Here is a 23,784-nt window from a genome sequence, read left to right as displayed (position 1 = left end):
TTCCGCTCCCACGAATCGGGCCTCAACGATACAAATATCAGTCACCGCCGGTTGAGAAACACGCCTGCCTGCCGCACGCGAATCGCCGCAAGCCCGGCGTTCCTCAACCGTTCGATCAGGCCTTAGAAGCGGGTGCGCAGACCAGCGCCCACGACCACCTGGTTCTTCGTTGCCGCAATCCCGCCGACATAGGAGCTTGCGCCTTCAAATGCAGTCAAGCTCGAATTACCCGGTGCCGCCGAGTTCAGACCGCCGCTCAGGTGTGACCAGTTGGCGACTGCGTACACGTCCGTGCGGTTCGACAGGGCGTAATCCGACAACAGGCTGAGCTGGTTCCACTTCGGCGATGCCGCGTTCCCAGCATTGTCGAACTTGCCATCGGTGAAAGTGTAAGCTGCGCCCAGGGTCAATGCCGAGGTCAGGCTGTAATGCGCGTTCACTTCATAGTTCGTGAAATGAACATAAGCGGCGTTTGCAGCCGTCAACGTACCGCCGCCGGGGAAAGCGGTTGCGTTGTTCAGCTTGGTGTCCGTAATCACAAAACCAACTTTGGCCGGGCCGAACGCGTAGTTCAAGCCGCCACCGAAGGTACGCTGACGCCCTGCGGTGAAGTTCTGGTCACCGGTGCCGCTGCCGTTGGCGCTGTTATCAACTGCGCCACTGTTGTTGAGGCTGCTGATGTTGTTGTTGATCTGCGTGTAACCCAACGTCGCAAGAATCGGCCCGTTGTTGTACATGGCACCAAAACTGTACGCACGGTTGTTCGCGAAGCCGCCGGCCTGGTTCGAGAGGCCATACAAGGCGCCGACGGTCAGGCCATAGTAATTCGGGCTCTGGTATTTCACCGCGTTGTTGACGCGGAACGTTCCGAGCATGTTGTCGTTGTCCATCACGTGCGCGAAGGTATTGCCACCTGCGCCGTTGAAGTTTTCCATCGATACATGGCTGACCCAGTCGTACATGAATTCGTTCTGACGACCCATGGTCAGGGTGCCGAACTGGCTGCTCGACAGGCCGACATAGGCGCTTCGGCCGAATTCGCGGCCACCCTGGCCAAGCTTGCCGTTGCTCAGCGTGAAGCCGTTTTCCAGCACGAACAGTGCCTTCAGGCCACCACCCAGATCTTCGGCGCCTCTCAGGCCCCAACGATTGCTTTGCATCATGGCGTCGGTCAACTTGACATTGCTGTGACCGCCGGTGTTGTTGCTATAACTAATGCCTTCATCCAGCAGGCCGTACAGGGTCACGCTGCTTTGCGCATATGCTGCGGTCGTGCCGAGTGCAGCAAGCAGCGTGGCGGACAATGCTTTGTACTTCATCAAGACTCTCCATAACTGAGTACTCCTCGCAAACAGGGCAGCGTTTGCGGGAGACGAAAGTCTAGCCTTGTATACATGGTGAATTTCTTGAAATATGGACACTGTGTGTTTTATACAAATATGTCAAACATGTAATTTTCACGTCACGGAGCTAACACCAGGAGTGGTGTGTGTACGGCTTGATAAGTAGGATCTTCACGCGGCGAATTTGACGAGCCCCGTGATCGTCCTTAACCGGCTCGCCGTCCCTGAAGGCAATGCCTTTCAGCAACCGCTTGAACTTTCTGGTGAGCGCGCACCGTGAATTGAAAGATCGCGCCGCGAGGCTCGTTCGCGTTCGCCCACAATTGGCCGCCGTGTGCCTCGACGATCGAACGGCAGATCGACAGCCCCATGCCCAAACCGGTGGGCTTCGTTGTGTAGAACGAGGCGAAAACATGCTCGGGGGTGCTGTCCGGGGCAAAGCCCGGCCCCGAATCGCGCACGGTCACAAGTACGCAGTCAGCGTGGGCGTTTCCCGTGCTGATCAGTACTTCCCGCGCGCCATCGCTGACGTCGCTCATGGCCTCGATTGCGTTGATGACCAGGTTCAGGAGGACCTGTTGCAATTCGACACGGTCTCCTTCGATGAAGGGCAAGCCGTCTGCAAGTCGCGTCTTCACCGAGGCGCCGTGCTTCACGATTTCGCCACGGGTGAGCTCGATCACCTCGCGAATCGCCTCGTTGATATCCACCGTTTCCTTGCGTGGTGGCGCCTTCCTGATCAGTTGACGGATCCGTCCGATCACGTCCCCCGCGCGATTACCGTCGTTGACGATACGGCGGAGCGCCTGCCGCACCTCCTCGACGTCAGGCGGCTGGGCGTCCAGCCAGCGCAGCGCGGCTGCGGCGTTGGTGACCGTCGCGGCGATCGGCTGGTTGACCTCATGCGCGATTGAGGACGCGAGCTGGCCCATGGTGGCTACGCGGTTCGCATGCGCCAGTTCCATCTGCACTTCACGATAGCGCCGCTCGCTCTCGCGGACTTTTCCCTCCGCCTGCTTGAGCTCGGTCAGATCGAGCACGAAAGCGACACCCGCGCTCCCGCCTTCCTCGAAGACCGCTGCCCCGGTCAGCACAGGCACACGCCTGCCGTCCTTGCGGAAATACTCTTTCTCGAACGGTTTTAGGGTCCCGGTATTCTTAAGTTCGGCCAGGGCATGTGCGGAGCGGTCGCGTGATTCCGGAGTTGTCAGCTCCGTCCACCGCACGCGACCCGCGACGAGATCTTCACGGTCGTATCCCACGATTCGTAGAAACGCGTCATTGGCCTCGAGAATTGCACCTTCATTGTTCCGGATCACGATCCCGATGATGTTGGCGTCGACCAAACGCCGGATCTGAGCCTCGCGCTCCGCGAGGTCGCGGTATAAGCGGGCATTTTCCAGCGCGATCGCCGCCTGCGAGGCGAGCAGCTTCAACACGGCGATGCGGGCCGGTGCGAAGACGTGGGTCATCAGATTGTTTTCGAGGTAAAGCGCGCCGGTTAGCCTGGCCTGATTCATCAGCGGCAGGCAGAGAATCGAACGGGCACGATGCTGATGGACGTAGGGGTCCGTCGCAAACGGGGGCTGGGCCGCAGCATCGTTGAGAATGACGCTCTCCCGGGTGCGTAGCACATGGTAGAGGACCGACTCCGGCAGCACCGCCGCAGTCACCGGCTTCTCGCGCAGCTGCACCTGGGTCGTGTCGCCGCCGGTCGTCGCCTCTGCTGCTATCCGTTGTTCGCCGCCGTCTGGAAGAATCAACAGACCCCGCTCGGCACCGGCCTGTTCAATCGCCGTGCGCATGAGCGTATCGATCAGCTTGTCGAGGACGATGTCGCCCGAGACGGCCTGCGATACCTTGATCACGGTCGCGAGATCGAGATGTTCGACCGGCGCGCCGATTGTGCTCGTCAGGCGGGGCGAGGGCTCTTCCACGCCAAGGTGCGGATACTTCTCCTCAAGTTGCCGCGCCTTCCCGTTGGCTCCCCAACGCAGGTAGCAGGAGTGAGCCTGCCGCAAATACAGGCGCCGAAACTGTTCGAAGCCGCGCGCGGCGTAAAAGCGTGCGGCCACTTCGTACGCGATCGCCTCGTTCTGGACGAAGCCATTGTCGCGCGCCGCGCGGATCGCCTGTTCGTAGAGGCGCATCGCGTCGGCATCGCGGCCTTCAAGGCGAGCGATCTCCGCACCGACCAGCGCCGCGCGGTCCTCGAAATTCTCCGGACAGTTGTCCGCCCAGGCCCGGAGCTGGTGATGGTGCGCAACGACAACGTCCAGGTGCTGCTGTCGCGCGCCGGCCGGTTCGCGCTCGCAACAGGCGGCATGGGCCAGCGCACAGTAAAAGCGATGATCCGCGGCTGTGAACAGCAATCGCAAGATGCCCGGATGGACCTGTTCCGCTCTGGACGCCGCCTGGATGGCAGCGGCAAAGTTGCCAGCATGGAAGTGGGCCTGCAGCTTTCGGGTATGGTAAAGGCAATCGATCCACGCGAACTGCGGGTCACTAGCCAGACGCGTCTCGATCTGGACTTCGTCGAACTGTTCGTCATTGAAAGAGCCGAATGTCGACGTCAAGCCGCGCAGCATCCGGACCAGCCCGAGGTACGATGCGATGAGCTCGACGTGGTGCCCCAATTGCATCTTTTGTGCAAATGCGAGACCGCCCTCGGCTTCGAGTTGGACCTCGATGAGAGGGGTGCCCGCTGCGAGTAGATTGTCGATCAGGTAGAGACCCCTGTACCACCCCATGAACAGCAGATCGCCGCTCCTGCTCGCGATCTCGAACCCACGGCGCAGCAGATCGCGTGCAGTCCCGACCTGCCTTGCGAATGGAATCAGGTGACTTCCCGCGGCCATATAGGTCCGGGCCTGAAAGCGCGTGAATCCGCGTCGCTCTGCCAGTTCGCAGCCGAGTTGCCCTAAGCGATAGGCCGACTCGTGGTCGCCGAAGTGCGCGCTGGCGACGCAGCCAAACCATGCGTAGGTCGCGCACGAAGCGTCGCTGTTGCCCCGCTCCAGGCTGAGATTGACCGCCCAGCACATGGCGAGGGGATAGAGATTCTTTTCCGTATGGAATGCAGGCGACACGAGCTTGGTCAGGACCTCCATCGTTGCCAGAGATGCTGGATCGGCCATCAACGGCAGTTCGATCAGATCCTCGATGCTGCGGCGCCCGAGCTGGGACCAGAACCGCTCGTATTCGCGTCGCACGTCCTCCTCTGTCGGCTGCGGCGACCAGTCGACCCCCAAATGCCGGAGATAGTCGAGGCCAACGGCAACGGCGCGGCCGCTCTGACCAAGCGCCGTGTAGAGGTCCAGAAGCAGGCAGGCAACCGACGCACGCTCGATGGTCGTTGCAGCCCGAGGCGAAAGCGCGTTCAACCGGTCTTCTGCGACTGTCCGGGCACCGCTGAGGAACTCGCATTCGGCCCGGTTCAGCTCCAGCGCAAACATCAGCTCGTGCCGGCGCTCCCAGCTATCCGTCAACCAACAGCGCCGCACCGGCATTGAGATAGGTGAGCGCCGAGGCGTAGGCGGTGGCCCCCTTGGCGCGCTTGCCCGCGATCAGGTTGAGCTCGGCGAGCTGGTCCCGCTCCTCTTGTTCGGTGATCAGCGCGGCGCCGCGGTTGAGCTGATTGACTATCTCGAAGATCGCCTCTTCCCGTTTCTCGGTGGGCGTCTGCGTCACCAGCAGCCTTCCGATCCGGAGATGGGCTTCAGCCCGCAACGTTTGCGGGATCAGTGAATAGGCGGCCTCCTGCACCCGGTCGTGGATGAATCTGTAAGAGCCTTCCAGACGCTCGACCAGTTCCTGCTGCACCGCCGGCCATAGCGCCGCGTTGACCTGCATCTTCGAGGCGCCGAGAACGATTGAAAGCATCGCGCTCGCGGCCACGTTGCCAAGGCAGGCGAGCTGCTGCAACGCCTGCTGCGCTCCGACCGGCAGGCGGATCAACCTGCCGGCCATGAGGTCCACCACATTCTCGGTATAACCCTTGGCGTGGATGCGATCGAAATCCCAGCACCAGCACGCCGCGTCATAGTCGAAGGCGAGTAGTGCCTCTTCGGCAAGCAAGTAAAGAAACTGAATCACGAAGAACGGATTGCCAGCGGTCTTCTCATGCACCAGCTGCGCGAGCGCCGCGGCATGCTTCGACTTGCAGTGAAGGGCATCCGCAATCAATTTCTCTATGTGCTCGTGGGCGAGCGGTACGAGCCTGATTTCCGCGATCGTGGCGCCTGTGTTCCTGATGGCCTGAAGTTTGACCATTAGCGGATGCGTGGCATCGACTTCGTTGTCCCGGTAAGCGCCGATCAGCATCAGGTATCGCAGTTCCGAGCGGGTGAGCAGATCCTCGAGCAGATCAAGCGTCGCCGCGTCGAGCCACTGCAGATCATCGAGAAACAGCGCGAGCGGATGTTCCGGGCGGGCAAACACGCCGATGAAGCGCTGGAACACCAGCTGGAATCGGCTTTGCGCCTGCTGCGGGTCGAGCTCCGGGACCACGATCGGCTCACCGATGATGAGCTTCAGTTCGGGGATGAGATCGGTCATGAGCCGTGCATTCGGGCCCAGCGCCTCCAGAAACGCGCCGCGCCAGCTCGCCAGTTCGGTGTCGCTCTTGCCGAGAAGCGGCCTCACCAGACTTTGAAAAGCCTGCGCCAGCGTCGAATAGGGAATGTCGCGTTTGTACTGGTCGAACTTGCCGGAGGCGAACAGCCCCCGCGGCGGCACCAGCACCTTGTGCAGTTCATTGACGACCGAGGACTTGCCGATGCCGGAATAGCCGGAGACCAGCAACAGTTCGGGCGTGCCGCGTTTGACGACCCGATCGAACGCGGCAACCAGGGTGTCGATCTCGCGCTCCCGTCCGTACAGCTTCTCGGGAATCAGCAGCCGGTCGGGGGTGTCGTGTTCGCCCAGCGGGAAGTCGTCGAGCTGGCCATCGCGCTCCCAACTGGCGAGGCAGCGTCGCAGATCCCGCTCGACGCCGACCGCGGTCTGATAGCGCTGCTCGGCGGTCTTGGCGAGCAGCTTCATGACGATCCGGGAGAGCGCAGCGGGGACCGTCTCCAACCGCTCGCCAGGCGGCACCGGCTTTCTGGCGATATGGCAGTGCACCCATTCCATCGGGTCGGCGGCCGTAAACGGCAGCTCGCCGGTGAGCATCTGATAGAGCGTGACGCCGAGCGAATAGAGGTCGCTGCGCGAATCGATCGAGCGATTCATCCGGCCGGTCTGCTCGGGCGCCATGTAGGCGAGCGTGCCGGCGATGGTCTCGGGCGGCTCGGGCGCCCGCCGTTCGCGCGGCAGCCGCGAGGCGATGCCGAATCCCGTGAGCCGCACCTGTCCATCCGCGCCGTTCACCAGGATATGGGCGGGCTTGAGATCCTTGTGGACAAGCCCGCGCTGGTGCAGCTTGCCCAGCGCCGCGGCGATGCCGACGGCGAGGCGCAACACGCTGCCCGCCTCCATGGGCGCGCCGAGCAGCCGCCCGAGCGGCTCACCGCCAGGATCCTCGAGCACCAGTAGCGTGCGGCCCTCTTCGCGAACCAGTTCCAATGGCCGCACCGCCCACGCGCCATCGAGTTCGTCTTTCAGTGCGAATTCATGAGCGAGACGATCGAGGCTGGCCGGTGGCGGAGGTTCGGCGGCGGGCCGCACCATCAGGACGTTGTCGCCGCCGACATCGCCCGGGCGCCGCCCTCTACAGAAGACGCGCTCGCCATCGTCCCACAAGATCTGGAGTCGGTTACTCATCGGGGCCGGAACCATGCATAGGAGGGTTACTTACCTGCCGCACTCTGCCGCGGGACTGCCGCCTGTCCCGTAAAGAAGACGGCAGCTTTCGTCCGCCTCATCCTGGCCGGGCATGTCGCCGAGCGTTGCGTGAGCGACCGTCAACACTTGCGCAGTGGTGCTAGCGCGCGGCGCCTTCATATGCATGCCGTGAAACGCGATCTCCGCAGCCACCAGCGCCAGGATCGCCATTGCCACTGTTGCGTGCCGGCGATGCCGATGCGTAATGAGGTTCGCGACAGGGGACGACTAACTTCGTTAAATTGCTGCATAGGGTAAGCACTCCGTTGCCGGCACGACAGCCAGGCCACGGAAGGTAAAGGGACGAATACCCCGGTTTCGGCGGTCTCGCTTGGGCTGTCGAAGGTCAGGCTGACCGTGGCGTGAGCACTGCTGTCGCAAGTGTCGTGGCCATACTCATGGCCGCTCCCTACTTCAATATGTACAGTATAGTCAAAATGACTTTATTGTACAAATGTTCGGTGTCCCTTAGAATCGGGGAACGATCTGTTGAGTGGTTCGCGGAGACGATGAAGAGTTCAGGCGAAAAGACAGGAATGGCGCCGGCGCAATTGGCCAGGCGAGCGCAGATTGGGCGCGAGCGTCGTGCCCGTACGCGGGCTTTGCTAATTGACGCCGGAATCAGGGTTCTCGCTGAAAAGGGCCCGGACAACGCGAGCATCGACGACTTCATGGCGAAGGCGGGGCTCGCGAAGGGCACCTTTTATAACCACTTTCAAACGCGCGAGGACATGTTGACGGCGGTCGCGACAGACCTGGCTGAGGAGCTCAATTTGCATATTGTCGAATTGACGGCCGCAATGCCCGATCCCGCGCAACGAATGGCATGCGCCGTTCGCTACTTCGTTCAGCGGGCAGCCAACGATGCAATCTGGGGATGGGTGGTCCTGCGCATCGGTCTCGGAGCCGGTCCTCTCGGGGACAGCATGGCGCGGGAATTGACCCGCGACGTTCGGGGGGGCGTAAAGTCGAAGCGGTTCTTGATCGATGCCGAACAGGTCGGCGCCGACGTCGTGCTGGGCTCGGGCTTGATGGGCATCCGGTCAGTATTGCTGGGGAAGGCAGGTCCTAAGCATGCGTCTGCGCTCGCGGCTTCCATTCTAAGAGCGCTGGGTGTGCCCGCAAGCGAGGCGGCGAAAATTGCGGCCATGAAGTTGCCCGCTCTCGATCCTTCAAAGTTACGTCGCCTTTCCTGAAGGCAACCTGCGTATTGAGTTTCTGGCGCCAGCGGCTTTTAGATAACGGGGATGGCAGCCGAGCCGGGGCGCTCGTACTCATACATGGGTATGATTTTCGTCCGCCGGTTTGTGCTCTACGCTTGGCTCCAATAGCGCATACGGGGGAGCCTGCATGTCCGCGCTCTGTCCGTTGCGCCCCATTTCCCGAGGATAGGGGTAGAGGTGAGCCAGTTACGTGTCCCTCGGATTGCTTCCATTGTCGACGACGACGAGGCGGTCCGCCTTGCCACCGCGAGTCTGATTCGTTCGCTAGGCTGGGACACGCGCGTCTTCGCGTCGGCTGAGGAGTTTTTGGCGTCCGCGAGCGTCGCAGAGACGGCATGTCTGATTTCCGACGTGATCATGTCGGGCATGTCCGGCGTCGATCTGCACGATCGCCTGCTGGAACTCGGGTGCGCTCCGCCCACCATCCTGATGACAGCCTTTCCGACCGCTGTCCTGCAGGCGAAAATCCAGGCAAAAATCGAGGCGACCAGTGTGCTGGCGTTCCTCGAGAAGCCCGTCGACACCGCCGCCCTGGCACAGTGCCTGACTCTCGCGTCCGGCGGGTCATAGCGTGTCAAGCGCTCGGGAGTGCACGGAGCAGCGAGTTGAATCATCTCAAATGAGAATGTACAGAGCAGAAGCGGGGCGGACAGCGCCCACACCGTCACGGAAGGCTCAGGATCAGGATCACTTCAGGTGATGCGGCTCGATCCCGAGGGCTTCCGCCTTTCGCACGAGATCTGCAACGGAACGCGCTGCCATTTTTTTCATCGCCTGTCCACGATGGATCTTCACGGTCATTTCGCTAAGATTCATCTCCGAGGCGATCTGTTTGTTCATCAGGCCGGCCACCACGAATCCCATTACCTCTCGCTCCCGCGATGTCAATGAGCCGTAGCAGGCCCGAAGCGCCGCGATGGATTGTTCGGCCGCGCGGCGCGCCGCATCGCGCGTCAACGCATTCGAGACTGAGTCGAGCATGTCCTGATCGCGAAAGGGCTTGGAAAAAAAGTCGAGCGCTCCCGCTTTCATGGCCTTGACGGACATTGCCACGTCGCCATGGCCTGTCATGAACAGAATCGGCATTTGCAGGCCGCTCTTCGCGACTTCTTCCTGAAACGTGAGGCCGCTTTCGCCGCGCAACCTGACGTCGAGAATCAGGCAACTGGGCGCGTCGTACTTCTCGAAGGCGAGAAACTCGTGCGACGATCCGAAAGTCTCGACGCGTAGCCCGACTGAGCGGAGCAGGGCGCCCAGCGCGAGCCGAACGGTCTCGTCATCGTCGACCACATAAACCACAGATGGCTTGCTGCCGCCGGCGCTGCGGGTCGACGTCGAATGCGACTCCAAAATCATCTCTTCCCCTTCCCAATCGACAAAGTGCGCGGTGACGTTGGACATCGCGTGAGCGGAAGCGCGCCGAGCGAAGACATGAACCACTTTCGGTAAATCGGCGCGTCCTGGAACGCACAGTACCGCACTCCGTTGTTTTTGGCGAGCTATACGCAGGTATGAGTTCTCACGTCTATGCGGCAGCGGCGCCAACCGTTCGTAGAATGGGTTTCCCAGTCAGGCGCGCCGTAACAGCGTTGATTTTCGCAATCTGTGGATGGTCGATTATTGAAGCGCCGTTTGAGTGCAGCGCATCGAGCGACGATACCTGGCTGTTGGCTCTTGTCGTGGCGAAACTGATCATCATCGCCGCGGGCGTTGCGGCCATTGCGGACGTTCGTTTCGCCCGCGGAATATTCGCCTTTATCTGCGGCACGAGCGTATTGGGCATCGCACCCGAACTCCCGTTTGAGTTCAAGCACTCCGTCGCGATTTCGCTGTTGTCGCTGATCGAATGCACCGGCAAGACTGCTTTCGTTATCGTGTTCTGCACTGGGCCGATGCGCGAACGCAAGTTATCCGTGTCATGTCGTCCTCGGTGCGCAGTATTGGCAGGCGCACGGAAACAACCTCGCGACTCGCAGGGCTAATGGGATGCAATCTCGACGAATGAAGCACTCGAGAGTGCCGATCTGCTAGGCGTCGATGCGGGATACGGGCTGGGCAGGTGCATCGACGCCGGCTCGAGCGCCGTTCAGGTTGAGGAAATAGAGACACCAAGCAAGTGGCCGGCGCCGAACGTAAATCCTGCGGCCAGAAGACCGATGAGCACCTGACGGAGACACGAAAAAAGGGCGCTACGTCCGTTAAAAAGTGACGTGAATACGCCGATGGAAGCCAAAGCCAAAGCGCTTAGCACGATGCACTGAACGATTGCGCTGAAGCCGTGAGTCCACAAGAACGGCATCGTTGGAAAGATAGCCCCGACCGAGAAGAGACCGAAGGACACCCCCGCTGCCGACCACGGATTACCGCCGAGATCCGCCGGGTCCAGACCTAGCTCCTCACGTGTCAATGTATCAAGCGCATGATCTTTGTCACGCATCATTTTTGTGATGCGACACGCTTTGCCTCATCCGCATCGAAACCTTTAGCGCGGTAAATGAGCACGAGCTCGTGCTCTTCCGCCTCAGGCGTTGTCTCGAGTTCCTCGGCCTCCCTGGCAATCTGGTTGCTAGCCAGTTCACGCGCGTTGATCACGGACAGCCATTCACCAAGCGCCATCGAGCACGCTCCGGCGATCAACCCGGCCAGCGCCGTAAAGAGGATCGTCCTATTGCCGGTTCCCGCACCAGCCATGCCCATAATGAGGCAGAAATTGGAAACCAGTCCGTCGTTCGCACCCAGTACGGCGGCGCGCAGATCGTTGCCCGACGATACGCCCTTGTGCCAGGGTTCTGCCGCTGCGATGCGTGCCCCTTGCGACATTTTCGGGTCGACACCGCTGGCGAGCTGCTGAACGACGGCCGCGTGGCGATGTTCGTCGGCCGACATGCTGCCAGCGTCTGGCTGGCCCCGGTACTTGTCGCGATCCGCATACTCGGCAGCAGCTAATGTGGGCAGCACGAAACCTGCGCCAATCAGCCGTACGAGCGCTTTCGTCAGGCGCGTTTTTACAGCAAGACCGGTCCCGTGATAACGGTCGCCATTGACCTTCAGCTTGTCGGCCCAAACCTGTGCGTGCTCACGCTCCGATTTTGCCAGCTCGCCGTAGATCTCTTTTCGCGTATGGTTGTCCTCAACCTTCGCCAGGGTCTCGTACAACTCAGCGCTATGAAGTTCGTCGGATAGGTTCGCGCGATATCGTTTCAATTCGTGTTTTGATGCCATGACATGTCCTTGAGCTCTGGCGGTCACTCGCGCGACGGCCGCCGGGGCGCGAGTTGAGGGGAATCGATGTAGACGGCGAGGATCATCGCGGATGCATTCGACGGCCTGCGGCGGCCTCGACCCGGTCGATAGATCGCATCGGTGCTTTGTATCGGCAAGCCACTCAGCGCGCAGACTCCCACCCGCCTCGCAACCCTCTTTTGCCACGTCTGATATCCATAATTGCAGCTCGTCGGGTCGCACCATGACAGCACCACCGATACGGCGCTCGGCCGATCGAGAATCTCGATCGTGGCATTGAGCCCGCAACCGACCTCCAGAGCAGGGGCCCGGGAGGGACCCGGACTGGACCGCGCGGGCTGCGCGGCCTCGTTACGATCGCCACTGCAAGCACCGAGCGAACAGGTAATGTGCAGCCAGCGCGACGCGTATTCGTTCGCCGGCGTGGCGACGTACCGCGAGCCAGACAAAGACGGATTACGGCCGCGTGCGAGTACCGACGGAGCAGCATCGGGGCGCGACGATACATACGTGTGTTTGCTCATTGCATTCTCCATCGGACTGGAAAAAGCCGCAAAAAAATTGGCGACGCCAGTACCCGCTTCGCTGTCACCGGAAAGATGCACGCTATCTCGGAAGGGCTTCAGGGCCGGCTGGATGTGGACTGACCCGATTGACTGTTACTGAAGACAAACGCGGCTCAACGCCACTGTTCTTCGATAGGCGTTTTTGTTGAGCCAAGAGACGAATCTGTACCCGTCGTAGGCGTTGCTGCCGACAGAAATCCAGGTGTGCAGGGCGTTCGACATGGCTGGCTCCAGAATGAAAGACCGCGCGGTTTATGGAATCAAGATAGGCGGGCGATTTCAAAAAAAATTCTACGAACGGTTGGCACGGTCCTCCGCGAGCGGTAGGGATCTCATACATTTGTATAAAGGACGATCTGTATGGGATCGATAGTGCGCATCCGGTTAGTGGTGGTCGTAAAGATTGAACTTCCCCGACCTGGCCAGCTGCTTTATCTTGCCCATGAATGATGCTTTCGGCGTTTTCTTGCATTCTTCAACGACTAAGGCGACAGGACGTGCGGTGTCCATTACGAGCTCATCCGTTTCTTTCACACCGAGCCGGTCGACGCCGGCGGCCCAAAAAACCAATGCGGGCTTGTAATTGTCGTCCAGCGCCACGAAGTCTTCGCATTTCATTCTGCCTGGTTGCACTTTCGTGACTGATTTCGCAAGCGCGATAGGTGATAGACCTAAGCCCATCATGAACGCTCCAATCAGGATTATTTTCATCATGTCTTTCTTCAGAGTCGAGTGATAAGGAAGGGAAAACGGCTGAGCAAGGAGAACGGCGTCAGTTGCAGACGTCGTGCAAATGCATCACCGCGAAATCAGATTAGACGTGCAAGACGAACAAGACAATTCCACGAACGGCAGGGATTGCCCCTCCTTATGAACGACTGCCTTGTACCTGCGTATGACGGGTTGATGGTAACTACTTGCGGGACACCTGCTAAGGCAGATCCTTCCCGTCACCACATCGATGATATACACACGTATAAGAGCACTATGCTCACGAAGCACACTGCCGCAACCGTTCGTGGAATGGTCTTCGTGGGACTGTGGGCTTATTCTGATTTCGTCGAGGTTGTGTTATCACAGTGATCCCCGCCGGTTCCATGCGCCTCAAGTGGGCAAATGGAACCACCTTTCGAGCCGGCTCAGGCCGGCTCTTTTTTTCACCGCGAAACCGGTGAGTGGCGGCAAGGATCTGCCAACGGCGCATCGACAAGGACGCGCTCGGTGTTTTCGCGTCGTGGTGGCGGACGTCCCGGTGCTGAGCTGATAGCGGCCGCCCGAGGTCTACCTCGTCCGTTGCCGTCCAATGTCCCTGATGGCGCACAATGATGGATTGGCGCGATGGCTATACGCTTCTTTACCCTTTTCGACTAACGTGAAAGCTAAATTTATCAGGCATTGGTTGCAGGATCCTATGTCTGTCGGCGCTATTGCTCCGTCTTCCCGATATCTCGCCGCTGCCATGGCTGAAGGGGCGGAGGATTTTGACGCAATTGTCGAAGTGGGTGGGGGAACAGGCGCCATCACCCAGGCACTCGCGAATCGTAATCCAGAGGCGCGTCTGGTTGTATTCGAACTGTCGGAGCAACTCGCTGACGGCCTGCATGCGCGGTTTCCTCATGCTCAGGTGGTCGCCGGCGCATTCCACGAAAATGTCTCCGTGCTGCACGACCTTCCTCCGAAAACGGTAGTCGTGTCGGGCTTGCCCTTCAGGTCATTACCGGCCAGGATTGTGCGCCCAACAGTGGAAGCACTTGCTGACGTTTTGCGTGCAGACAAGGCCCGCCGCCTCGTCCAGTTCTCATACCGGCTGCGCGCTCCATTTGCGGCGCCTGCGGATTTTGTCTGGCGTCGGGTTTGCACTGTCTGGCGAAACGCCCCGCCTGCCAACGTGTGGGAACTCCAGGGCAAACCGGTTTCAGCCTGATGCGATACTGAGGGGCAACAGTTCAAGTTTCGGCGAACGCCTCGGCGCGCATCGCGGACGCGGCGGAACTCTCTCCAACGCGACGTCCGTCCATTAGTGCATCGCGGCTGCGACGAGAAGACGGAATGGGAGCGCGGTCAGCATTGCAGCGGCAAACCCTACGCACCAGAGAATGACAAACCACATCATTCGGGTTCCGTATAGACGGCTCCGATGTTCAGTTTTTTCTGGCATCACATTCTCCGTTTATAAGATCATTAGTCATGCGTCGCGCGGTGAACTTTGCCGCGGTATACCCAGTAGCCAGCGGTCGTGTAAGCAAGAATGATGGGAATGGTGATCGCCGCACCTATCAGCGTAAAGGTCAGGCTTGAACGAGGTGCCGCGCCTTCCCAGAGCGTCATCGAGTTCGGGATGGCGAACGGCCAGATGCTCACAAGCAAAACCAGTCTTGAGGGACAACGTGGCCATTCTCAACGGTAATCCCTTGCGGGGTCTGCATCCAGCTGTTTGAAGCCAGAATCCAGAAGGTGGAGGTCAGTGTGCCGACTGCCAGCATCAGTGTCGCGAAGAAATGCGGCCCCTTTCCGACTTTCTCCGATCCGAACAATGCGATGCCCAGGAATCTTTCCTCAAGGAAAAAGGGCAGTCATGACTTCATAGGTCAACAAGGGTCCGATACCAGGGCCTGCGAACTTGGAAAAGCCTGCCCAGTTGGTTCCAAATTCGTACGCCATCAGGACGCCGGAGACAACGCCCATGCCAAATCCAACTGCGAAAATCCTCGACCAGTACTGGCATAGATCTTTGTAATGCTGCTTACCGGTTCTCAGCCAGGCGAACTCGAGCACTGCGAGGAAGCTTGCAAGGCCAATGCTGAGCGCTGGAAAGATGATGTGAAAGGAGACAGTGAAAGCGAACTGCAGTCTGGAAAGGTCCAACGCACTCGGGTCCATACACATCGCCTCGCAAGGAACGCGCCGTCGTCGCCGTGACGGGGCGGTGACTTGAGAATGGACCAGGTCTCAGCAGGCAGTCCGATGATTTGCCGCCGTGTGGTCCTCGCCAAGGCGCCCGTCAGCATTGTGCGAGAGGCATACGCTGTTGGAACCTCAGTGGGCAGCCCTTCTTTTCCTGACGATGACAAAAGCCAGGATCAGGAACACGATGACCACCCCTGCCGCGATGCCGATGCGGGAGAGCGCAAGAAGCGCAGACGTGGGCCCGCCGCGGCGCACTTCGGCAACGTCCTGGGCGGTGATAGAGGTGTTTGCTCGCCCGTAGTGCGTAAGGACATAGTTACCCGCAAGGGCGATCTCTTCATCGCTCAGTGCGGTGACGTCCGTTGGCTTGCCTCCGAACCCGGGCATGTATGCCTGTTCTTTGAACGTCGTACGATCCACACCGTAAAGGATCGTGGCGATAAGGTTGTTGGCATTCACCGATCCTGTTGCCGAGTTGTGAAACAGACTGGGATAGTAGCCATCCTTGCTGCCTTGACCTTGGGCCGAATGACAGGAAGCGCAATTGCCTTGAAATAATTCCGCGCCCGTAGGATGGGCATCGTTGTCGGACCGGATCCCATCCGTACCGCGCAAGGTGGCGAGCTCAGACGACATTTTTCCCGCGGTAAAGCGGGGCGCACTGTCTCGTGAATCATGAATCGGAGCGATACCCTTCACATAAGTCGCAATGGCGTCCACATCCGCCGCCGAGAGGTACTGGAAGCTGTGCTCGACCGCTTCACCCATATCTCCCGCAGCCTGTGCCTTACCGCGCAGCCGCCCGGTGCGCAGGTACTCCACAAGTTCTTCCCTGGTCCAACTGCCAATACCGCTTGCTGTGTCCGACGTGATGTTCGGCGCATACCAGGTTCCGACTTGCCCACCGGAGAGCTCCAGTCCGGCTTCTTCCTGCATCATGAAACCGCGCGGAGTGTGGCAAACGCTGCAGTGCGCGGCGCCCTGTACCAGATACCTGCCTCGGTTCCATTCCGCGGATTGGTGGGGATCTGTCTGATAGGTATCCTTGTTCAGGAACAGCAGGTTCCACACTTTCAACGACGCGCGTATGTTCATTGGGAACGGCAGCTTTGTGTCCGGCGCCCGTACGTCCACGGCCGTCACGCCGAACCTGAAATACGTGTAGAGCGCGTGCACGTCGTCATCGGTGAGGATCGAATACGACGTGTAGGGCATCGCGGGGTAGAGGTTTGCGCCATCTGCCCGGATCCCGTGCCGGATAGCTTGGGAGAACTGCTCTTCGGTATAGCGGCCAATGCCGAATTCGTTTGACGGCGTGATGTTGGTCGAGTAGATCGTGCCGAGCGGCGAAACAAGAGGAAGCCCGCCTGCAAAAGGCTTGCCCTGCGCGGTGGTGTGGCACGCCGCGCAGTCCGAAGCTTTGGCGACATACTCACCGCGTTTGATCAACGCAGCGGTCTCGGGGGGGCCATCAGCGGCGTAGGAAGAAGCATCCGCCATGCAGCCGGCAAATAGGACCAACACGCGGCATAAACGATGACTGAAATTGCGCATGATTAGCCGTGCTTGAGTTGATCAACAATACTGTCGGCCGCCTTCAGTGCCAAGGCCGCCATGGTGATGGTGCTATTTCCGCTGCCTCCAGTGGTCATCGCCGCGCCGCCCGGCAAGAACAGGTTATGGTGGTCATGAGAACGACAGTCGATATCCACCACCGACGTAGCGGGATCGGCCCCCATGATGCAGCCGCCCATGATGTGATCGCTGTTGAGAAACTCAGTGGAGAGCTGGAAGTCAGTGGCGCCAAGTTCGGCGGCCAGGCGCCTGAGCAGCGGCACGGTATATACGTTCGCGCTGCGACGCACATAGTCCCCGACGTCGTTGTAGATGTTTGGCTTATTGATGCCAAGCCAGTCTTTCTTGCTCGACAAGGTCACGCGGTTTTGTGCCTGTGGGAGCGGCTCATGTTCGATGGTCAACCTTGCGGTGCAGGCGGAGAGCCGTCGAATTTCGGCATCGAGGGCCTTGCCGACCAGCCCTTTCTTCAATGCAGCGGCGCCGCCAATGCCGCTGCGGGCGAAATTCTCCATGCGTATCATCGCGCCGCTGTAGCGGCTGCGGAAGTCGCCTTGCGATGTGTTCATGATGCTGCTGTTCTGGACCGGTCCAACCCCTGTCCACAGTGGTTCCGCAAGCGTCACTTCCGCGATCAGCTTGGGCTGATCCATCATGTTGCGACCCACCTGATCGGAGCTGTTGGCAACTCCGTTGGGGTTATGCTCGTCCTTCGAAAGCAGTAGAAGTTTCGGCGTCTCTATGCTGTTGCATGCGATCACAAAGACTCTGGCAGTGACTCTGTGCGAAGTCTTGTCCGGATCAAAATAGTGGACCGCCTGAACCGAATGCTTCGCGTCGGTCTCGATCCGGTAGACCACTGCATTGGCCAGAATCCTGCCGCCTTTCGCCTCTATTTTCGGCAAGGCCGATGCCGCATCGTACTTGGCCGCAATGGGGCAAACAGGAAAGCAGTTATTGTTGCCGCAACACGGTGGCCGTCCGTGGTATGAAACGCCGCTATTGCGCGCTTGAGGCGCGGGGAGGTTCTTCAGTCCGAGTCTGGCAGCGGCTTCTGTAAAACGCTGCTCTCCAGGTCCAAAGGGTAGCGGACCCATTGGATAAGGCCTGGAGCGTATCGGTGGCCATTGCAGCGCGGGGTCAGCCGGACCGCAGACGCCCATCGCGTATTCCGCGCGCGTGTAGTAGGGTTCGAGTACGTGGTAGTCAAAAGCCCAGTCACGTCCAACCCCGTACAGGGTATTCAGGCGGAAGTCGTCCGGTACCATGCGCCAGCAAATACCTGCCCAGTGCCAGGTGGCCCCTCCTGCATAGCGGACATAGCCTTGGCGGAAGGCCCGGGCATCCGGACCTTCCAGTTGGAGATATTCGGCCGCCTCTGCGTCGGTGGCCGATTCCAGATGGGGGGCCCACGGTTTCGGTGGGTAGGGGGCGTCGAAGTTGAGCCGAAGACTGGGCGGCAGATTGCGGTAGTTTTCCACGATTCGCCAGCGGTCAACCCGCGGGCCTGCTTCGAGCATTAGCACGGACAGGCCTGCGTCCAACATGCGTTCCGCGACCAGGCAACCCACCACACCCGTTCCCACCACAACGACGTCCGCGCTGTATTCATTTGCCATCTGGAAGCTCCTCTGGTTTTCGAATAACGCGCATTTAGAATTTCGGCATGTCGCTCAATGGGGGCGCAATTGCATTCCAACCGTTCGGCCCCGATTTCGCGTAGGTCGGAATAGTCATGACGTCGACCGTCGGCTGGTACATCAGCGCGAATTCGTACGCGAAGACTTCCGCGCCTGGAGCGTCGGTGAGTACACCCATGTACCACGCGCTGATGATCGAAAGAGCGGTCTCCTTCAAAGGGCCTTGCGGGATATCGGGGAAAAAGTCTTCGACGACGCGCGCCCTTTTCTTTCTTGCAATGGCGAGCAACTCGATGATGTGATCAGGAAGCGACGGAGTCGCCGCGGTCATGGCGATAGCGAGTCTCTTTCCGATACCTCTATCGAGTTGGTGCGGAATCAGCAGCGACGAGATATCCATGAATCGCGCAAGAGGTTCGCGCGCCAAAGTGACATTCGACGAGGTAGCCGATAGTGTCGGGAAGGCTGCCAACGAGCCCATAAGCAGTACGCCGCCCACGACTATCCTGCGTCGACAAAGACTGAATTCCATAGGGGCGTCGTCACGATAGTGATCAGGCATATGCTCCCACCATTATTAGCTGATACGGCTTGTCGGTTCTCAACGAGAAACCCAGTCTGAAGGTTATGCCTGCAAGATAAGCACGGCCATTCTACGAACGGACTGGACTTTTCCTGCTTGGGAATAGGTGTCCTATACCCGCGTATGATCGGCGGACGGTCGACGGCCACCGGAACCTTGTCGCGCTTGCTTCCAACACAACTGCGAGGTGTCCAAACCTGTCGGACCGTGCGTGTCGGATCAACTCCGGGCCGACGGCGAACACACGAAGGCGATGAGCTTGCTCACAACCAGTAGCGTGGCTTGCGCCCGGAGCGCTTCGCGCTTCCCATGCCGTGGTTCAGCTGCCGCACAAGCGCCTCCGGCGCCTGTTGCCGGCCGCCAATCACGTAAATAATGGCTTTGCCCATGCGCCGCTTCAGTGCGTCACCCGTTGGCCTTGGCAGATGATCCGCCTTGGGATCGATCCCTCGCGCCGCTAGATTCGTTCGAATGGCAAGAAAGGCGGACGCCGCAAAGAAGACCATTCTACGAACGGTTGCCGCAGTCCTCCGGGACCGCCGCGTTCTCATACGTGTGTATATCCCGAAGAGTCCAGCAACCGACTGGTCGTGGTTTGCTGCATGTTCCGAGAGCTGTTTTCCGTCACGCCGCCATACGCAGGTATAAGACAGCCGTTCCTCTATAGGCGCGGTCTATGTCGTTCGTAGGATGGTGTTGTTTGTCTCGCCCATCTAACCTGATCTTCAGCCGGGGCATTTGCGCGATGCATGTCGTCAAACGCAAACGCACCCTTCTGTCATCAATGGAGCGCTCATGTCGGAACCCTATAAAGTTGCTGTACTGATTGGCAGTCTTCGCCAGAAGTCCCTCAATCGCATGCTGGCCAACTCACTCGCGCAGATTGCACCGCCAAGGTTGTCGCTGCACATCGTGGAGATAGGCGCGCTGTCTTTATACAACCAGGACCTCGAGGACGACACGCCGGCAGCCTGGAAAGCTGTCAGAAACGACGTCTCAGCGATGGATGCGGTTCTGTTCGTTACCCCGGAATACAACCGCTCCATTCCAGCCGTGCTCAAGAATGCTGTCGATGTTCTCTCCCGGCCTCACGGAGCAAGCGCATTGTTAGGGAAACCTGCGGCCGTTGTCACCTCGTCGCAGGGAGCAATGGGCGGGTGCGGTGCGAACCATCACCTTCGGCAGTCGTTGGTTTGTATTGGCGTGAACGTGATGTCCACGCCTGAAGCATACGTAGGCGGCATGGCTAGTCTGTTTGACGAGCAAGGCGTCTTGACCAATTCCGGAACCAGTCGGTTTCTGGAGGAATTCATGGCCGCATTCTCGCGATGGATCGAGCGGTTTGCGAAGGGCTAGTCTTTACAGGAAGCACGCGCGAACGTGAATACGCGGTCTGGCGGTGACGTCAGTCGCAATCGGTCGCCTCTACTATGCCGGGGTTTAGCGCCGCGATGCGTTGCAGTCGTGCTCACGCTTTGCATCAGCGCGTGCGATCCTGTCGGCCGGATGATGAACGGGTAGTGTCCGTCCAGCTGATCAGACAGCTCGACCGCACCCGACGCCGCTTCGAGGACCCGCTCGCGTGGCAGGCGTACCGTGTGAGCCATGCAGATGCCGGGCACCGTTCCCAGCAACGTATAGGCTGCATCGCGCGTCGTGTGCGCGATACGTTCCGGCTGGTTCAGCACCTGGCAACGTGTGCCGCTGAATAGCGACGCAATTTGTGCAAGAACGCCGGCGTTTTCATCGGATGCGCACGCGGCCACGAAGATAACGTCATGTTCTGGCAGACTGATGTGCTGCTGTGGACGGGCGTCGACATACACGACGTCTATCTGCAGGTCGGCGTTCTCAAGCAGGCATTCGAAAGGCGTGTTCGCCATCAGATCGCCGGGAGCCTTGAGCACTAGTACCTTGACTGAACGCCCAGTTGTTTGGGCGTTCTTCAATCGATAGTGCCTGCACATCTGGATCGCCTGCGCCTGGACGGCGATCGCGGCTTCCTTCTGGTACTTCAATTGCAGTACGAGCGACAGATCGAGGAGCGCGTAGGGGTCGTCGCGGTGTGTGACGTGCTCGAGCAGGCCTTTGCCCGAACGGTGTCAGATCGTTTCCAGCCGTTGCCGCCCTGAGCAATACGGCCAGTCCCAACGGCTGATGCGTTGATGGATGCGTGGCATCATTGGTCAGATCCGTCTGAACAGTATTCATGGATGGAGCACTTCGATGGAATGATGCCCGCGCTGAACGGCCGCGTTTGCCGGCATTGTTTTTTCGTGACGCTCAGTCGCGCCGTTGCCCATGCATGCCCGCGCGGATACGAAGGGTCATTGGCGTTTCGCCGAGATAGCCGACCTGTTCGTCGAGCCATCCTTCTGGCGTCGACGCGATCGGCGTTGCGCTTGTTGTCGGCCGCCACAATGCCGACCTCGGCTTCTTGATCCACGCGGCGACGGTCATCGACAGCGAAGCTTCAATAGAAGTCTTCAGGATTAGGGAATGTCTATCGTCTGAGTGATGCTTGCATGAGATCTTGCCGTGGCGACCCTGTCGAAAACGTGGCGGGGAAATTACCGTCTTGTCATTTTGACTGCTCGCCGCGATGCGCATTTTTAGCGCCTCTGTGTCCTTCGCTGGCATCGTTCACGACCTCCAGCAACATTACCGGATCGTAATCACCCGCCCGGGTGCTTGACGGTATCATTTGATGGTCAACGCAAGCGGAGCAACCGATGCGAATCCTGGTGATCGAGGACGAGCCAAAAACAGCGGCCTATCTGAAGAAAGGTCTGGAGGAATCCGGCTACGCGGTCGACGTCGCGAACGATGGCCCGCAAGGGCTGATCCTCGCCCAGGAAGAAGAATACGACGTGATCGTGCTCGACGTGATGCTGCCCGGCATGGACGGCTGGACCGTCGTCAGGACGTTGCGCAGCACGCGCGCCACGCCGGTGCTGTTCCTCACCGCGCGCGACGAGATCGACGACCGCGTGCGCGGCCTGGAGCTCGGCGCGGACGATTACCTCGTCAAACCTTTTGCGTTCGTCGAACTGCTGGCGCGCGTGCGGACGCTGGCGCGCCGCGGGCCGCCGCGCGAAAGCGAACTGATCAAGGTGGGCGACCTGGAGATGGATGTGTACCGCCGCCGCGTCAAGCGGGGCGGCACGCGCATCGATCTCACGCCACGTGAATTCTCGCTGCTGCAACTGCTCGCGCGCCGTCAGGGAGAAGTGCTGAGCCGCACGCAGATCGCGTCGTACGTGTGGGACATGAATTTCGACAGCGACACCAATGTGGTCGAGGTGGCGATTCGCCGGCTGCGCACCAAGATCGACGACAACTTTCCCATCAAGCTGATTCACACGGTGCGCGGCGTCGGCTATGTGCTCGAACTGAAGGACACTGCCTGATGCGCGTGCGCTCGCTTGCCGCGACGCTCGCGCTTGCCTTCGGCGCCACGACGCTGGCGGTTTTCGTGCTGGTCGGCAGCTTTCTGTATCTCGCGCTCGAAAAGCAGATCAAGGCGCAGGACAATCTCGACATCGTGCTTGCCGCGCGCCACGCACGGCGGCTTGCCGAGGAGCTGGAGACGTCGAAGGGCATTCGCGAGCATGGCGACCGTTTGATCAGCATCGTGCTCGGCAATCAGGCCATGTCGATGGAAGTGTTCGATCCCGATGGCAACCGGGCAGTCGAACACAACATCGCCGGGACTTTTGCCGTGCCCAATGTCGCGAGCGGCGCGGCGACGCTCGCCGCATTGCCGCCGCTCGCGCGCGTTGCGGCTTCGGCGCGTATCACCGAGGCCGATATCGGCGAGTGGACCGGCCGCAACGGCGCGCCGATTCGCGGCATTCTCACCGACGCGCGTCTACGCGACGGCGAAACGGCGAGCGTGCTGGTGGCGCGCAATATGAGCGACCGCTGGCTGCTGCTGGACCGTTACCGCGACAGGCTTCACCTGGCGGGCGTAGCCGGCGTGATGCTGGCGATGCTGCTCGGTTATCTGCTGATCCGCGCCGTGCTGCGGCCGTTGCGCGATATCGCGGCTAGCGCGAGCCTGGTCACGGTGAATCGCCTCAATACGCGGATCGGGGTGGCGCGTGTGCCGAGCGAACTCGAGACGCTGGTGGCGTCGCTGAACGCCATGCTCGAGCGCGTCGATCACGGGTTTCAGCGTCTGTCGCGTTTCACCGCCGACCTCGCGCACGACATGCGCACGCCGCTCAGCAACATGCGCGGCGCCGCCGAAGTGGCGCTCGCCCGGCCGCGTTCCGTCGATGAATACGAGTCGCTGCTCGCCTCGAATCTGGAAGAGTGCGACCGGCTGTCGAGAATGATCGAGAACGTGCTGTTTCTGGCGCGCGCGGAACATCCGCAGTTCGTCAAGCACATGCGTGAGTTCGATGCGGCGCAAGAGTTGAGCCATATCGCCGAGTACTTCGAAGGGATTGCCGAAGAGGCGCTCGTGCGTGTGCGTGTCAGCGGCACTGCCAGCTTGACGGCGGATCTCGAACTGTTTCGCCGCGCCGTCAGTAATCTGCTCGCGAATGCGATCCGCTATACGCCGCAAGGCGGCGAGATCGTGCTGGACGCGAGCGCATCGGCCGACGCGGTGCGCGTGACCGTGTCGAATGAAGGGCAGCCTATTGCCGCCGAACATCTGGAGCGGATTTTCGACCGCTTCTATCGCATCGATCCGTCACGCAGTTCGCTGCCGTCATCGGGCTTGTCGCGAGGCTCGACGGGATCGACGGGGCTCGGGCTTGCGATCGTGCGCACGATCATGGAGTTGCACGGCGGCTCGGTGCATGCGCAGAGCGATGCACGGAGTACGCGCTTTGTGCTGAGGTTCCCGCGCGCCAGGTGAAGGCGTACAAC

Annotated in this window: 18 protein-coding genes and 4 pseudogenes; 7 read left to right on the top strand and 15 right to left on the bottom strand. The window is 60.1% G+C overall.

Annotated features, from left to right (window positions below; genetic code table 11):
• Nucleotides 1-122 precede the first annotated feature (122 nt).
• From OKW41_RS24775 to OKW41_RS24765, 3 genes and pseudogenes are all read right to left on the bottom strand, one after another.
• Complete coding sequence (locus OKW41_RS24775; protein WP_429574253.1) at nt 123-1,319, bottom strand: porin; 1,197 nt, start codon at nt 1,317-1,319, stop codon at nt 123-125.
• Nucleotides 1,320-1,549: 230 nt separating this feature from the next.
• Nucleotides 1,550-7,106 (bottom strand): annotated as a pseudogene (locus OKW41_RS24770) (trifunctional serine/threonine-protein kinase/ATP-binding protein/sensor histidine kinase).
• A gap of 30 nt (nt 7,107-7,136) precedes the next feature.
• Nucleotides 7,137-7,337 carry a hypothetical protein gene (locus OKW41_RS24765; RefSeq protein ID WP_429447476.1) on the bottom strand — a complete coding sequence of 67 codons (201 nt, stop codon included), beginning with the start codon at nt 7,335-7,337 and terminating at the stop codon, nt 7,137-7,139.
• 338 nt (nt 7,338-7,675) lie between these two features.
• Between OKW41_RS24765 and OKW41_RS24760 the strand changes: the two genes are divergently transcribed.
• The gene (locus OKW41_RS24760) at nt 7,676-8,362 is read left to right on the top strand and encodes a TetR/AcrR family transcriptional regulator (RefSeq protein ID WP_429574252.1); all 687 of its coding nucleotides are present in this window, start codon (nt 7,676-7,678) and stop codon (nt 8,360-8,362) included.
• 204 nt (nt 8,363-8,566) lie between these two features.
• Nucleotides 8,567-8,959, top strand: coding sequence for a response regulator transcription factor (locus tag OKW41_RS24755; RefSeq protein WP_429447479.1), 393 nt, complete (start codon nt 8,567-8,569; stop codon nt 8,957-8,959).
• Between the two features lie 117 nt (nt 8,960-9,076).
• Here OKW41_RS24755 and OKW41_RS24750 read toward each other — a convergent pair whose 3' ends face one another.
• A complete protein-coding gene (locus tag OKW41_RS24750) occupies nt 9,077-9,745 on the bottom strand; it encodes a response regulator transcription factor (protein ID WP_429448746.1) in 669 nt (222 codons plus the stop codon).
• A gap of 200 nt (nt 9,746-9,945) precedes the next feature.
• Between OKW41_RS24750 and OKW41_RS24745 the strand changes: the two genes are divergently transcribed.
• Complete coding sequence (locus OKW41_RS24745) at nt 9,946-10,371, top strand: hypothetical protein (protein ID WP_429574251.1); 426 nt, start codon at nt 9,946-9,948, stop codon at nt 10,369-10,371.
• 104 nt (nt 10,372-10,475) lie between these two features.
• Here OKW41_RS24745 and OKW41_RS24740 read toward each other — a convergent pair.
• The 3 genes and pseudogenes from OKW41_RS24740 to OKW41_RS24730 all read right to left on the bottom strand — a co-directional run bounded on the left by OKW41_RS24740 (nt 10,476) and on the right by OKW41_RS24730 (nt 12,912).
• Nucleotides 10,476-11,611: pseudogene (locus OKW41_RS24740) on the bottom strand (VIT1/CCC1 transporter family protein).
• A 23-nt stretch (nt 11,612-11,634) separates the two neighbouring features.
• On the bottom strand, nt 11,635-12,156 hold the full coding sequence (locus OKW41_RS24735; RefSeq protein WP_429574250.1) for a DUF3331 domain-containing protein: 522 nt from the start codon (nt 12,154-12,156) through the stop codon (nt 11,635-11,637).
• A gap of 426 nt (nt 12,157-12,582) precedes the next feature.
• On the bottom strand, nt 12,583-12,912 hold the full coding sequence (locus OKW41_RS24730) for an HdeA/HdeB family chaperone (RefSeq protein ID WP_429574249.1): 330 nt from the start codon (nt 12,910-12,912) through the stop codon (nt 12,583-12,585).
• Between the two features lie 589 nt (nt 12,913-13,501).
• On the opposite strand from OKW41_RS24730, the gene OKW41_RS24725 reads away from it, so the two are divergent.
• Nucleotides 13,502-14,122: a class I SAM-dependent methyltransferase gene (locus tag OKW41_RS24725; RefSeq protein ID WP_429574248.1), complete on the top strand. Its 621-nt coding sequence runs from the start codon at nt 13,502-13,504 to the stop codon at nt 14,120-14,122.
• A 257-nt stretch (nt 14,123-14,379) separates the two neighbouring features.
• On the opposite strand, the pseudogene OKW41_RS24720 reads toward OKW41_RS24725, so the two are convergent.
• The 6 genes and pseudogenes from OKW41_RS24720 to OKW41_RS24695 all read right to left on the bottom strand — a co-directional run.
• Nucleotides 14,380-14,565, bottom strand: a pseudogene (locus OKW41_RS24720) (cytochrome d ubiquinol oxidase subunit II); the annotation flags it as partial.
• A pseudogene (locus OKW41_RS24715) lies at nt 14,565-15,078 on the bottom strand (cytochrome ubiquinol oxidase subunit I); the annotation flags it as partial. The pseudogenes OKW41_RS24720 and OKW41_RS24715, both read right to left, overlap by 1 nt.
• A gap of 156 nt (nt 15,079-15,234) precedes the next feature.
• A complete protein-coding gene (locus OKW41_RS24710; protein WP_429574247.1) occupies nt 15,235-16,659 on the bottom strand; it encodes a c-type cytochrome in 1,425 nt (474 codons plus the stop codon).
• A 2-nt stretch (nt 16,660-16,661) separates the two neighbouring features.
• Entirely contained in the window at nt 16,662-18,299 is a 1,638-nt protein-coding gene (locus OKW41_RS24705; RefSeq protein ID WP_429574246.1) for a GMC family oxidoreductase, read from the bottom strand.
• Nucleotides 18,300-18,333: 34 nt separating this feature from the next.
• A complete protein-coding gene (locus OKW41_RS24700; protein ID WP_429574245.1) occupies nt 18,334-18,882 on the bottom strand; it encodes a sorbitol dehydrogenase family protein in 549 nt (182 codons plus the stop codon).
• A gap of 284 nt (nt 18,883-19,166) precedes the next feature.
• On the bottom strand, nt 19,167-19,409 hold the full coding sequence (locus OKW41_RS24695; RefSeq protein ID WP_429574244.1) for a hypothetical protein: 243 nt from the start codon (nt 19,407-19,409) through the stop codon (nt 19,167-19,169).
• Between the two features lie 289 nt (nt 19,410-19,698).
• Between OKW41_RS24695 and OKW41_RS24690 the strand changes: the two genes are divergently transcribed.
• Entirely contained in the window at nt 19,699-20,259 is a 561-nt protein-coding gene (locus OKW41_RS24690) for an NADPH-dependent FMN reductase (RefSeq protein ID WP_429447495.1), read from the top strand.
• Here the strand turns inward: OKW41_RS24690 and OKW41_RS24685 are convergent.
• Nucleotides 20,256-20,921: a hypothetical protein gene (locus OKW41_RS24685; protein WP_429574243.1), complete on the bottom strand. Its 666-nt coding sequence runs from the start codon at nt 20,919-20,921 to the stop codon at nt 20,256-20,258. The two genes, OKW41_RS24690 and OKW41_RS24685, sit on opposite strands and share 4 nt — an antisense overlap.
• 265 nt (nt 20,922-21,186) lie before the next feature.
• Entirely contained in the window at nt 21,187-21,543 is a 357-nt protein-coding gene (locus tag OKW41_RS24680) for a hypothetical protein (protein WP_429574242.1), read from the bottom strand.
• A gap of 92 nt (nt 21,544-21,635) precedes the next feature.
• Between OKW41_RS24680 and OKW41_RS24675 the strand changes: the two genes are divergently transcribed.
• Together OKW41_RS24675 and OKW41_RS24670 are read left to right on the top strand one after the other, a co-directional pair.
• Nucleotides 21,636-22,313 carry a heavy metal response regulator transcription factor gene (locus OKW41_RS24675; protein WP_429447499.1) on the top strand — a complete coding sequence of 226 codons (678 nt, stop codon included), beginning with the start codon at nt 21,636-21,638 and terminating at the stop codon, nt 22,311-22,313.
• A complete protein-coding gene (locus OKW41_RS24670; RefSeq protein ID WP_429574241.1) occupies nt 22,313-23,773 on the top strand; it encodes a heavy metal sensor histidine kinase in 1,461 nt (486 codons plus the stop codon). Before OKW41_RS24675 ends, OKW41_RS24670 begins: the two co-directional genes overlap by 1 nt.
• The last annotated feature ends 11 nt before the right edge of the window (nt 23,774-23,784 follow it).

The organism is Paraburkholderia sp. UCT70 (genome assembly GCF_050434085.1).
GTDB lineage: Bacteria > Pseudomonadota > Gammaproteobacteria > Burkholderiales > Burkholderiaceae > Paraburkholderia > Paraburkholderia tuberum.
Note: the sequence above shows the minus strand (reverse complement) of the source record. Positions and strands in the feature narration are given on the sequence as shown.